Raw genomic sequence first — 12,291 nt, 5'->3', positions numbered from 1 at the left:
CGCCTGCCGGGCGGAAGGTCTCGGGTCGATGGTATGCGTCCGCCGGGACACCTTCCGCCCCGGCACCCCACTGTTGCCCCGGCGGTCGAGGGTCACACGACCGGGAGGGGGTCACTGTCAGTGGTGGGCCGTAAGGTCTGTTGGCATGGAGACGAGCACCGAGGGCGCGACGGAGGCCCGCAGCGACGGTACGGCCGAGGCCACGATCGTGGCGGGCGAGGCGGTGACCGCGACGGCGACGACGGCCACGGCGGTGACCGCACCGGAGACCGAGGCCACCGCGACCGCGGCCATACCGCCCGCCTCGCTCTCCCCCTCGCGTGCGGGTGACTTCATGCAGTGTCCGCTGCTGTACCGGTTCCGGGTGATCGACCGGCTGCCCGAGAAGCCCAGCGAGGCGGCGACGAAGGGCACCCTGGTCCACGCGGTGCTGGAGCGTCTGTTCGACGCGCCGGCCGGGGAGCGGACCGCGCCGCGGGCCAAGTCGCTGATCCCGGGCCAGTGGGACCGGCTGCGGGAGTCGAAGCCGGAGCTGGCCGGGCTGTTCGCCGACGACCCGGAGGGCGCCCGCCTGGCGCGCTGGCTCGGGGAGGCGGAGCAGCTGGTGGAGCGTTGGTTCACGCTGGAGGACCCGAGCCGGCTGGAGCCGGCCGAGCGGGAGCTGTTCGTCGAGGCGGAGCTGGACTCGGGGCTGCGGCTGCGCGGGATCATCGACCGGGTCGACGTCGCGCCGACCGGCGAGGTGCGGATCGTCGACTACAAGACGGGCAAGGCGCCGCGTCCCGAGTACGCCGAGGGCGCGCTGTTCCAGATGAAGTTCTACGCGCTGGTCGTGTGGCGGCTGAAGGGGGTCGTCCCGCGCCGCCTCCAGCTGGTCTATCTGGGCAGCGGTGACGTGCTGACGTACGACCCGGTCCTCGCCGACCTGGAGCGCGTGGAGCGCAAGCTGCTCGCGCTGTGGGACGCGATCCGGCTGGCGACGGAGACGGGTGACTGGCGGCCGCGTCCCACCAAGCTGTGCGGCTGGTGTGATCACCAGGCGCACTGCCCGGAGTTCGGCGGCACTCCCCCGCCGTATCCGCTGGCGGTGAAGGCGTCCGGTTCCGGCGAGGGGTGAGCCGCCGTCCGGGGCGCCCCGGACGCGGAGCGGTGCGCAGGCGCAGGGCAGAATGGACCCGGACTAGCGAAGGAGACTTACGTGGCCATCCGCGTCCTACTGGTCGACGACCAGCCGCTGCTGCGTACGGGCTTCCGGATGATCCTGGAGGCGGAGCAGGACATCGCGGTCGTCGGCGAGGCCGGGGACGGCCTCCAGGCACTCGACCAGGTGCGGGCCCTGCAACCCGATGTGGTCCTGATGGACATCCGCATGCCGCGGATGGACGGCGTGGAGGCCACCCGGCAGATCACCGGTCCCGGGCGGGACGGCCCGGCGAAGGTGCTGGTGCTGACGACCTTCGACCTCGACGAGTACGTGGTGGAGGCGCTGCGGGCGGGGGCGAGCGGTTTCCTGCTGAAGGACGCGCCCGCGCACGAACTGGTGCAGGCGATCCGGGTGGTGGCCGGCGGTGAGGCCATGCTTGCCCCGAGCATCACGCGTCGGCTGCTCGACAAGTACGCCACGCACCTGCCGTCGGGCGACGAGCCGGTGCCGGACACGCTGAACACCCTCACCGACCGTGAGGTGGAGGTGCTGAAGCTGGTCGCGCGCGGTCTGTCGAACGCCGAGATCGCCGCCGACCTGTTCGTCAGCGAGACGACCGTGAAGACGCATGTCGGCCATGTCCTGACGAAGCTGGGGCTGCGCGACCGGGTGCAGGCCGCGGTGTACGCGTACGAGAGCGGGCTGGTGCGCCCGGGCGCGCAGTAGGGCCTGACGGAACGGCACAAGGGGCGGTCCCTCCTTCCCCGTGGGGTGAGGAGGGGCCGCCCCTCGTCGTGTCGGGGGTCAGCTCTTGCTGAGCTCCCAGAACCGGAACACCGTGGAGGCGTCCAGGCAGTACTCCAGGCCGTACACGCCCTCGCGGGCGACCGCGTACTGCTTGGCCTGCCAGACGGGCAGCATGGGCAGTTCCTCGGCGACGATGTCCTGCAGCCGGCCGTAGTCGTTGTCCGTCACCGCACGGTCGGACTCGGCGGCGGTTCGCGGGATGAGCGTGCCGGTGATGGTGTTGTTGGCGTAGTTGTTGCCGAGCACGTTGCCCTCGCCGAAGAACGGGGCGGTGAAGTTGTCGGCGTCGGGGTAGTCGGGGACCCAGCCCTTGACGTAGACGCCGTACTTGCCGGCCTCGATGTCCTTCTCGTACTGGTCGAAGGCGACGGACTTCACCCGGGCGTCGAACAGGCCGCTGGCGTTGAGCTGGCCGGCGATGGCCTGCAACTCCTGGTCGGTGGCGGGGCCGTAGCGGGACGGCGTCGACCAGAGGGTGAGCTTCACCTTGCCGTCGATGCCGTCGGCGCGCAGCGCGGCGGCGGCCTTGGCCTTGGAGGGGCTGGCGCCGTAGGTGTCGAAGAACGCCGTGTTGTGGCCGGTGATGCCGGCCGGGATGATCGAGTACAGCGGGGTCGCGGTGCCCTGGTAGACCTCGTCGATGAGGGCGTCGCGGTCGATGAGGTGGGCGATGGCCTTGCGGACCGAGAGCTTTCCGGCGACCGGGTCGTCCATGTTGAAGACGAGGTGCTGGACTTCGGCGCTGGTGCCCTCGACGACCTCGACTCCCGCGTCGGAGTCGGCCTTTTCGATGTCGGTGATGTCGCCGGCGCTCAGGCCTCGGTAGGCGATGTCTATCTCGTCGTCGAGCAGGGCCTGCTTCAGCGCGGTGCGGTCGCCGTGGAAGAACTTGAGGGTGACGCCGGAGTTGCTGACCTCGGCGTTGCCCTGGTAGTGCTCGTTGACGGAGAAGACGGCCTGGCTGTCGTCGAAGGAGTCCAGCTTGTAGGGGCCGGAGCCGACCGCTTCGCCGTCCTCGCGGAGCCCGGCGGCGTCGTAGGAGCGGTGGTTGACGATGGAGCCGGCGCCGGAGGCGATCTTGCTCGGGAAGGTGGCGTCGGCGACCTTGAGCTTGAAGACCACGGTCTTGTCGTCCGGCGTCTCGACCGAGTCGAGCATCGGGAACATGATCGCCGGGCCGTCGGCGTCGTTGATCTTCAGCATGCGGTCGAAGGAGAACTTGACGTCCTTCGAGGTGAGCGAGTCACCGTTGCTGAACTTCAGGCCGTCCTTGAGCGTGCACTTGTACGTCTTGGTCGAGGTGTCGGTGAAGGTGCATTCCTCCGCCGCCTCGGGCTGCGGCTCGGTGCCTCCGTTGGGGAAGCCGAGCAGTGACTGGAAGACGTTGTTGAACAACAGCCAGGAGCCGGGGTCGTAGCCGGAGGCGGGGTCCGTGGCCAGGACGTCGTCGGACATCCCCATGACGACGGAGGAGCCGCTCTCCCCGGCGTCACCGTCTTCCGACCCGCATCCGGTCAGCAGGCCGGAGGCCAGACCTGCGGCGAGGGGCAGGACCGGCCACTGCTTGCGCATGTTCACTGCGTGTGCCTTACGTCGTTCTCTGGTTCCTGGGCGACCGTGCGGCGCCCGACGAGTGAAGTGGTGTCAGCCGCTCACACCGCGACCGAGCTCCCAGAGCTGGAGGGTCGAGGAGGAGTTGAGCGCGTAGGCGGTCCCGGTGATGTCGTCGCGGGCGGCGACGTACTGCTTGCCCTGCCACAGCGGCAGCACGGGGACGTCCTCGGCGACGATGTCCTGGATCTGCGTCAGGCTGTCGGCGGCGGAGAGCCGGTCGGCCTCGCGGCGGGACTGCGGGATCAGGCTGTTGCGGATCTGGCTGTTGGCGTACGGCGAGCCGAGGAAGTTGTCCTTGTCGAGGAACGGCGCGAGGTAGTTGTCGGCGTCCGGGAAGTCCGGGAACCAGCCCATGCCGTAGACGTCGTACTCGCCCTTCTGCTCGGCGGGGCGGAACGTCGACCAGGGCGTGCCCTTGATGTCGACGTCGAACAGGCCGCTGTCGTTGAGCTGCTCGCGCAACAGCTCGAACTCCTTCTTCGTGGCCGAGCCGTAGTGGTCGGTCGTGTAGTGCAGGGTCAGCTTCACCGGGGTGGTGATGTCGGCCTTGGCGAGGATGCCGCGGGCCTTGGCGACGCTGGGGTCCTGGTAGCGGTTGAAGAACGAGTTGGAGTGGCCGGTGATGGTGGCCGGGACCAGCGAGTACAGCGGTTCGGCCTGGGAGCCGTAGACCTCGGAGACGATCTCACCGCGGTTGACGAGCTGGGCCATGGCCTGGCGGACGGCCTTGGTGCGGACGGCCGGGGCGTCGGTGTTGAAGGCCAGGTAGCGGATCTCCAGGCCGGGCATGTCGACGAGGTCGACGCCCTCGGGGGCGTCGGCGGCCAGCTGCTCGATCTGCTCGGGCGTCATGGTGCGCGTCATCAGGTCGATGTCGCCCTGTTCGACGGCGTCGGCCATGTCGGCGGCGTCCGTGTAGGAGACCAGCTCGACCTTGTCGTTGTTCACCGTCAAGGTGCCCTTGTAGTCGGGGTTCTTGGTGAACACGGCCTTGACCAGCTCGCCGTCCTTCTCCTCGGCCTGCAGGGTGTACGGGCCGGAGCCGTCCACGGCGAAGCCGTCGCGCAGCTTGTCCTTGGCGTAGTCGTCGGGGTTGACGATGCCGGCGACCGGGGTGGACAGCTTGAACGGGAAGGTCGCGTCGGCGGTCTTGAGGTGGAAGACGACCTCGCGGTCGCCCTGCGTCTCGACGGTGTCGATCGTGGACAGCAGGGCGAAGACGCCGCTGTCGGCCTTGATGGAGCGGGCGCGGTCGATGGAGTACTTCACGTCGGCCGCGGTGATGGGATCACCGTTCGCGAAGGTCAGGTCGTCGCGGAGCCGGCAGACGTAGCGTTCGTTGCCCGTGTCGGTGAAACCGCAGCTCTCGGCGGCCTCGGGGATCGGTTCGCCCTCGCCGCGGGGCTGGATCATCAGGGTCTGCACGGTCTGGCGCAGGACGTTCCAGGTGCCGACGTCGTAGGCGTAGGCGGGGTCGAGGGGTGCGGGGGCGTCCTTCGAGGCTATGAACCGGTCGGTGGTGCCGACGACGATGGCGTCCCCGCCGTCGCTCCCGCTGTCGGATCCGCCGCAGGCGGCCAGCGCGGGTGCGAGCAGACCGACCACGGCCGGCAGCACCAAAGTCTTGCGGTTCATGCTCGAGTTTCTCCAGAGCTGTCGAGTCCGTGTATCCGGCATGCGGGGGTGTCGCAGCGGATCACGGGAGCAGGGGGGTGATGTTCTCGCGACGAGATTAGTGCGCGCCCGCACGGGGGTTGACAGCCACTGGAGTTGAACGTCCATCACGGAGCGAAACCGGGCGTGGACGCACCGAAAACCCGACAGGGGAAGGATTCGTGCAGCGTCTCACCAATCGGGACACAAGGGCACGGCGGAATCCGCAGGAAGGGGGCAAGGAGCAGCCCTTGGGCAGGCTGTCGAGACCCACCGGCGTGACGAACGTCACACCCCCGACGGGGAGGGGACGCACTGGAATTCGGCCACGGGGAGTGATTCGAATTCCCTTGTGGGTGCGTCGGTGAATTCGAGGGCTATCGCCGCTGCACGGTGGGTGAAGACCTAGGGCATTTCCGTCATCAGGCCGCGCAGAAAAGCGAGGTCGACCTCTTCGAGAGAGGTCACCACGGTGCGCCGGGCGGCGGGGGCGATGGGCGCGACGGACGGCACCGCGACCACCCGGCAGCCGGCGGCCTCGGCCGCGGCCACACCGGTCGCCGTGTCCTCGACGACCGCGCACCTGGACGGTTCGGCGCCGAGTCCGGCGGCGGCCAGCAGATACGGGTCGGGGTGCGGCTTGGTGCGCGGCACCTCGTCACCGGCGACGGTCAGGGTGAAGTGCTGGGGGCCGAGGGTGGTGAGCACCCGGTCGATGATGCGCCGGTGGGAGGCGGAGACCAGGGCCGTGGGGATCTCGTGCGCGGCCAGTTCGGTGAGCAGCCGGGTGGCTCCCGGCATCAGCGGCAGCGCCCGGTCGATGCGGTCCTCGAACCCCTGATTGAGCAGGACGGTCAGTTCGGCGAGGGTGATGTCCGCGCCGGTCGCCTCGATGAGGAACCCCGCGCTGCGGCTCATGGGGCCACCGACGACGACATGGCGCCAGGAGTCGTCGAGGGCGTGCCCGAGGCCGGCGAAGACCTCGACCTCGACGTCCCACCAGAAGCCCTCGGTGTCCACCAGGGTGCCGTCCATGTCGAGGAGCACGGCCTGCAGGGCGGAGCCTTCGGCCGTACGGGTGCCGAGCGCGGGGACGGTGGTCGTCATCCGGCGTACCTCCTTGAGGGACGACCAGGCCGGTTCCCGCGCGGGGAACCGGCCTGCAGTGGACCGACCAGTGTACGACTCCGGCAGGGGAATCGCCTCGTTTGAACGTCGGACGGCGGGGCACTCCGCGAGGACCGCCGGGGGTCGGTGTCCCGTGCGGTCCTCGCGGGGTGTGCCGGGTGAGGCCCGGCGCCGTGCTCAGCGGGCGTTGAAGTACTTGGCCTCGGGGTGGTGGATGACGATCGCGTCCGTGGACTGCTCGGGGTGGAGCTGGAACTCCTCGGACAGCTGGACGCCGATGCGCTCCGGCTGGAGCAGGTCCGCGATCTTGCCGCGGTCCTCCAGGTTCGGGCAGGCGCCGTAGCCGAGGGAGAAGCGGGCGCCGCGGTACTTCAGGGCGAACATGTCCTCGATGGCGGCCGGGTCCTCACCGGCGAAGCCCAGCTCGGAGCGGACCCGGGCGTGCCAGTACTCGGCGAGCGCCTCGGCCAACTGGACGGACAGGCCGTGCAGTTCGAGGTAGTCGCGGTAGGAGTCGGACGCGAAGAGCTTCGCGGTCTCCTCGCCGATGCGGGAGCCGACGGTGACGACCTGGAGGCCGACGACGTCCGTCTCGCCGGACTCCTCCGGGCGGAAGAAGTCGGCGAGGCACAGCCGGCGGCCGCGGCGCTGGCGCGGGAAGGTGAACCGGGTGCGCTCGTTGCCGGCCTCGTCCAGGATGATCAGGTCGTCGTCCTTGGAGACGCACGGGAAGTAGCCGTAGACGACGGCCGCCTCCAGCAGGTTCTCCGTCTGGAGCCTGTCCAGCAGGCCGCGCAGCCGCGGCCGGCCGTCGGTCTCGACCAGTTCCTCGTACGTCGGTCCCTCGCCGGTGCGGGCCTGCTTCAGGCCCCACTGGCCCTTGAACAGCGCGCCCTCGTCCAGCCAGGAGGCGTACTCCTTGAGCTGGATGCCCTTGACGACGCGGGTGCCCCAGAACGGCGGCGTCGGCACCGGGTTGTCGGTGGCGACGTCGGAGCGGACGTGCCCCTCCTCCGGGCGCTCCTCGACCTCGACGGCGGCGGCCCGCACCCGGCGCTGGCGCAGCTCGGGCAGCTTCGCGCCGGGCACGCCCCGCTTGACGCCGATGAGGGCGTCCATCAGGCGCAGGCCCTCGAACGCGTCGCGGGCGTAGCGGACTTCGCCCTCGTAGATCTCGTGCAGGTCCTGCTCGACGTAGGCGCGGGTGAGGGCGGCGCCGCCGAGGATGACGGGGTAGGAGGCGGCGAGGCCCCTGGAGTTCAGTTCCTCCAGGTTCTCCTTCATGATCACGGTGGACTTGACCAGGAGGCCGGACATGCCGATGACGTCGGCCCGGTGCTCCTCGGCGGCGTCCAGGATCGCGGAAACCGGCTGCTTGATGCCGAGGTTGACGACGTTGTAGCCGTTGTTGGACAGGATGATGTCGACGAGGTTCTTGCCGATGTCGTGGACGTCGCCGCGCACGGTGGCGAGGACGATGGTGCCCTTGCCCGCCTCGTCGGTCTTCTCCATGTGCGGCTCCAGGTGGGCCACGGCGGTCTTCATGACCTCCGCGGACTGGAGCACGAACGGCAGCTGCATCTGGCCGGAGCCGAACAGCTCGCCGACCACCTTCATGCCGTCCAGCAGGGTCTCGTTGACGATGTCGAGGGCGGGGCGTTCCTTCAGCGCCTCGTCGAGGTCGGCTTCGAGGCCGTTGCGCTCGCCGTCGATGATGCGGCGCTTGAGGCGCTCGTCCAGCGGCAGCGCGGCCAGTTCCTCGGCCTTGCCGGCCTTCAGCGACTTGGCGGTGGCGCCCTCGAAGAGCTGCATCAGCTTCTGCAGCGGGTCGTAGCCCTCGCCGCGGCGGTCGTAGATGAGGTCGAGGGCGGTGTTCACCTGCTCCTCGTCGAAGCGGGCGATCGGCAGGATCTTCGACGCGTGGACGATCGCGGAGTCCAGGCCGGCCTTGACGCACTCGTCGAGGAAGACGGAGTTCAGCAGGATGCGGGCGGCCGGGTTCAGGCCGAAGGAGATGTTCGACAGGCCCAGGGTGGTCTGCACCTTGGGGTGGCGGCGCTTGAGTTCGCGGATCGCCTCGATGGTGGCGAGGCCGTCCTTGCGGGACTCCTCCTGGCCGGTACAGATGGTGAAGGTCAGGGTGTCGATGAGGATGTCCTCCTCACGGATGCCCCAGTTGCCGGTCAGGTCGTCGATGAGCCGTTCGGCGATCTCGACCTTCTTCTCCGGCGTGCGGGCCTGGCCTTCCTCGTCGATCGTGAGCGCGATCAGGGCGGCGCCGTGCTCGCGGGCGAGCTGGGTGACGCGCGCGAAACGGGACTCGGGGCCGTCGCCGTCCTCGTAGTTCACGGAGTTGATCACCGCGCGGCCGCCGAGCTTCTCCAGGCCGGCCTGGATGACGTCGACCTCGGTGGAGTCCAGCACGATGGGCAGCGTGGAGGCGGTGGCGAAGCGGCCGGCCAGCTCCTCCATGTCGGCGACGCCGTCCCGGCCGACGTAGTCCACGCACAGGTCGAGCATGTGCGCGCCCTCGCGGATCTGCTCCCGGGCCATCTCCACGCAGTCGTCCCAGCGGGCCTCCAGCATGGCCTCGCGGAACTTCTTGGAGCCGTTGGCGTTGGTGCGCTCGCCGATGGCCAGGTAGGAGGTGTCCTGACGGAACGGCACCGACTGGTAGAGGGAGGCGGCACCCGGCTCGGGGCGGGGGTCGCGCTCGGCCGGGGTGAGGTCCCGGACCCGCTCGACCACCTGGCGCAGGTGTTCCGGGGTCGTGCCGCAGCAGCCGCCGACGAGGGACAGGCCGTAGTCGCGGACGAAGTTCTCCTGGGCGTCGGCCAGCTCGGGCGCGCTCAGCGGGTAGTAGGCCCCGTCCTTGGTCAGCTCCGGCAGGCCCGCGTTGGGCATGGCGGACAGCGGGACGCGGGCGTGCCGGGACAGATGGCGCAGGTGCTCGCTCATCTCGGCGGGACCGGTCGCGCAGTTCAGGCCGATCATGTCGATGCCGAGCGGCTCCAGCGCGGTCAGCGCGGCGCCGATCTCCGAGCCGAGCAGCATGGTGCCGGTGGTCTCGACGGTCACCGAGACGATCAGCGGTACGTCGTACCCGGCGGTCTCCATCGCGCGGCGGGCGGCGATGACCGACGCCTTGGTCTGGAGGAGGTCCTGGGTGGTCTCGACGATCAGGGCGTCGGCGCCGCCGGCGAGCAGGCCCTCGGCGTTCTGCTGGTAGGCGTCGCGGATCGCGCGGAAGGTGGTGTGGCCGAGGGTGGGCAGCTTGGTACCGGGGCCCATGGAGCCGAGCACCCAGCGCTGGCGGCCGTCGCGGGCGGTGTGCTCGTCGGCGGCCTCGCGGGCGATCCGGGCACCCGCCTCGGACAGTTCCAGCACGCGTTCGGGGATGTCGTACTCCGCCATCGCGGTGAGGTTGGCGCCGAAGGTGTTGGTCTCGACGCAGTCGACGCCGGCCGCGAAGTAGGCGTCGTGGACGTGGCGGACGATGTCGGGCCGGGTGACGTTCAGGACCTCGTTGCAGCCCTCGAGGTCCTGGAAGTCCTCGAGGGTGGGTTCCTGGGCCTGGAGCATCGTGCCCATCGCTCCGTCGGCGACCACCACACGTGTGGCGAGCGCCTGTCGGAGCGCGGACGCACGGGTCCGGCTGTCGGCGGAAGGGGTCGGCGGCAACGAGGCCATGTAAGGGCTCCCTGAGATGCGACGGCTGTCGGCTTTGCGTCACCTCGGGCACGGTCGGGGACCGTCCCGGGGCGGGCGCACGTCGTCAGGGTAACCGGCGTCCGGGGCCTAGGGTCAGGGGCGTCCACGAGGCGGACGAAGATGTCGTGCCGGGAAGCCGGCGGGAGCTTTCGCCGATGACTTTCGGCCACCCCCGGTGGACGTGGGACGAACAACTGCCGACCGACCATTAGCGAGAGGTCGGCATCGACCGGTAGTGTTCGACAATGCCGAACGGCGGCAGCGACGTCGGCTGGACGGTCGAGGGAGACGGAGGCAGGACGGCGATGGCACGGAACATCCAGTCGCTCGAGCGGGCGGCCGCGATGCTGCGCCTGCTCGCGGGCGGGGAACGACGGCTCGGCCTGTCGGACATCGCCTCGTCCCTGGGCCTCGCCAAGGGCACCGCGCACGGCATCCTGCGCACCCTCCAGCAGGAGGGCTTCGTCGAGCAGGACGACGCCTCCGGGCGCTATCAGCTGGGCGCGGAGCTGCTGCGGCTGGGCACCACCTATCTGGACGTGCACGAGCTGCGGGCCAGGGCCCTGGTGTGGACCGACGACCTGGCCCGTGCCAGCGGCGAGAGCGTCCATCTGGGTGTGCTGCACCAGCAGGGCGTGCTGATCGTCCACCATGTCTTCCGCCCCGACGACAGCCGGCAGGTGCTGGAGATCGGCGCCATGCAGCCGCTGCACTGCACGGCGCTCGGCAAGGTGCTGTCCGCCTACGACCCGGTCGCCCACAGCGAGGCCGTCGAGGCCGACCGCAAGGCCTTCACCGACCGCACCGTCTGCGATCTGGAGCCCTTCGAGCAGATCCTCGACTTCACGCGGGCGCGCGGCTACGCGGCCGACGTGGAGGAGACGTGGGAGGGCGTGGCCTCCATCGCCGCCCCGATCCACGACCGGCGGCGGATGCCGGTCGGCGCGGTCGGCATCACCGGGGCCGTGGAACGGGTCTGCCGGGACGGCGAGCTGCGTCCCGAGCTGATCGCCGCGGTACGGGACTGCGCCCGCGCGGTGTCGCGGGACCTGGGCGCGGGGCGCTTCTGAGGCGCGCGGCGGCCTGAGGGCCGTACCGACTCGACGTGTGATCACCGGGACGCCGGAGCGGCGTTCCGGTGATCACCGTACCCTGAGACCGGACATTTCCGACAAAACATGCCCAGTGCGGCCCTGAAGATCGATAGCCCATCGCGATCAATAACGATCGTGTTTTCGATAACGGAACCCTTGACGCATGCGTGACGCCGGAGAAAGACTCCCGTCCATCGGTCGGCATTGTCGAACACCTACCGGCAATACGCGCTAGAGTGTGACAACGCCAAGGGCCGGCCATCGCTCTCACCCCCGAGGGCGCGGAACCTCCGTTGGGACACGGGGTTCGGCTTCCCCTGGACGAAGGACAAAGGAGTCGCGGGTGTCCAGCTCCGACATCTTCATCGGCGAGACCATCGGTACCGCCATACTCATCCTGCTCGGCGCCGGCGTTGTGGCCGCCGTCGTGCTCAAGGCCTCCAAGGCCCAGAACGCCGGTTGGCTCGCCATCACCTTCGGGTGGGGCTTCGCCGTCCTCACGGCCGTCTACACCACGGCGCCCCTGTCCGGCGCCCACCTGAACCCGGCCGTGACGCTCGCCATCGCGATCAAGGACGGCGACTGGAGCAACGTTCCGACCTACTGGGCGGGACAGCTGCTGGGCGCCATGATCGGTGCCACGCTCGCCTGGGTCGCTTACTACGGCCAGTTCCGGGCCCACCTCACGGACCCCGAGATCGTCGGGGACCCGGGCACCGAGTCCAGCAAGGCCATCGAGGCGAGAGAGGCCCAGGCGGGCCCCGTCCTCGGCGTCTTCTCCACCGGACCGGAGATCCGGAACGTGGCGCAGAACCTGGCCACCGAGATCATCGGAACGTTCGTGCTCGTCATCGCGGTCCTCACCCAGGGCCTCAACGACAACGGCAACGGCCTCGGCATCCTCGGCGCGCTGATCACCGCGCTCGTCGTGGTCGGCATCGGTCTCTCGCTCGGCGGTCCGACCGGATACGCCATCAACCCGGCGCGTGACCTCGGCCCGCGCATCGTGCACGCGCTGCTTCCCCTGCCCAACAAGGGCGGCTCCGACTGGGGCTACGCCTGGATCCCGGTCGTCGGACCGCTGATCGGCGGCGCACTCGCGGCAGGCCTGTACAAGCTGGCTTTCGCCTAGACCTTCCG

General features: G+C 69.7%; 8 protein-coding genes. 4 read left to right on the top strand and 4 right to left on the bottom strand.

What is annotated here, in order from left to right; all coding sequences use genetic code 11:
- Window positions 1-145: 145 nt before the first annotated feature.
- Together ACSU6L_RS30240 and ACSU6L_RS30235 are read left to right on the top strand one after the other, a co-directional pair.
- Window positions 146-1,117 carry a RecB family exonuclease gene (locus ACSU6L_RS30240; protein WP_437061889.1) on the top strand — a complete coding sequence of 324 codons (972 nt, stop codon included), beginning with the start codon at window positions 146-148 and terminating at the stop codon, window positions 1,115-1,117.
- An 81-nt stretch (window positions 1,118-1,198) separates the two neighbouring features.
- Complete coding sequence (locus ACSU6L_RS30235; protein WP_437061887.1) at window positions 1,199-1,870, top strand: response regulator; 672 nt, start codon at window positions 1,199-1,201, stop codon at window positions 1,868-1,870.
- Window positions 1,871-1,948: 78 nt separating this feature from the next.
- Here the strand turns inward: ACSU6L_RS30235 and ACSU6L_RS30230 are convergent, their stop codons facing one another.
- From ACSU6L_RS30230 to metH, 4 genes are all read right to left on the bottom strand, one after another.
- Window positions 1,949-3,529, bottom strand: a complete 1,581-nt coding sequence (locus ACSU6L_RS30230) for an ABC transporter substrate-binding protein (protein WP_437061885.1) — start codon at window positions 3,527-3,529, stop codon at window positions 1,949-1,951.
- A gap of 66 nt (window positions 3,530-3,595) precedes the next feature.
- Complete coding sequence (locus tag ACSU6L_RS30225) at window positions 3,596-5,200, bottom strand: ABC transporter substrate-binding protein (protein WP_437061883.1); 1,605 nt, start codon at window positions 5,198-5,200, stop codon at window positions 3,596-3,598.
- Between the two features lie 423 nt (window positions 5,201-5,623).
- Entirely contained in the window at window positions 5,624-6,325 is a 702-nt protein-coding gene (locus ACSU6L_RS30220) for an HAD family hydrolase (RefSeq protein ID WP_437061881.1), read from the bottom strand.
- Window positions 6,326-6,523: 198 nt separating this feature from the next.
- Window positions 6,524-10,036 carry a methionine synthase gene (gene metH / locus ACSU6L_RS30215; protein WP_437061879.1) on the bottom strand — a complete coding sequence of 1,171 codons (3,513 nt, stop codon included), beginning with the start codon at window positions 10,034-10,036 and terminating at the stop codon, window positions 6,524-6,526.
- Window positions 10,037-10,362: 326 nt separating this feature from the next.
- Between metH and ACSU6L_RS30210 the strand changes: the two genes are divergently transcribed.
- Both ACSU6L_RS30210 and ACSU6L_RS30205 read left to right on the top strand, forming a co-directional pair.
- On the top strand, window positions 10,363-11,127 hold the full coding sequence (locus ACSU6L_RS30210; protein WP_073942419.1) for an IclR family transcriptional regulator: 765 nt from the start codon (window positions 10,363-10,365) through the stop codon (window positions 11,125-11,127).
- A 367-nt stretch (window positions 11,128-11,494) separates the two neighbouring features.
- On the top strand, window positions 11,495-12,283 hold the full coding sequence (locus ACSU6L_RS30205; RefSeq protein ID WP_437061877.1) for an MIP/aquaporin family protein: 789 nt from the start codon (window positions 11,495-11,497) through the stop codon (window positions 12,281-12,283).
- Window positions 12,284-12,291 lie beyond the last annotated feature (8 nt).

This window comes from Streptomyces sp. enrichment culture (assembly GCF_964272855.1).
In the GTDB taxonomy this organism is placed as follows: domain Bacteria; phylum Actinomycetota; class Actinomycetes; order Streptomycetales; family Streptomycetaceae; genus Streptomyces.
The sequence above is the reverse complement of the archived record's forward strand: the minus strand, read 5'-3'. Positions and strand labels throughout refer to the sequence as shown.

What these genes read in the sequence shown, in the direction of transcription:
- ACSU6L_RS30240 (WP_437061889.1), top strand. Translation starts at nt 146, where the DNA reads ATGGAGACGAGCACCGAGGGCGCGACGGAGGCCCGCAGCGACGGTACG.
- ACSU6L_RS30210 (WP_073942419.1), top strand. Translation starts at nt 10,363, where the DNA reads ATGGCACGGAACATCCAGTCGCTCGAGCGGGCGGCCGCGATGCTGCGC.
- metH (WP_437061879.1), bottom strand. Translation starts at nt 10,036, where the DNA reads ATGGCCTCGTTGCCGCCGACCCCTTCCGCCGACAGCCGGACCCGTGCG.
- ACSU6L_RS30220 (WP_437061881.1), bottom strand. Translation starts at nt 6,325, where the DNA reads ATGACGACCACCGTCCCCGCGCTCGGCACCCGTACGGCCGAAGGCTCC.
- ACSU6L_RS30225 (WP_437061883.1), bottom strand. Translation starts at nt 5,200, where the DNA reads ATGAACCGCAAGACTTTGGTGCTGCCGGCCGTGGTCGGTCTGCTCGCA.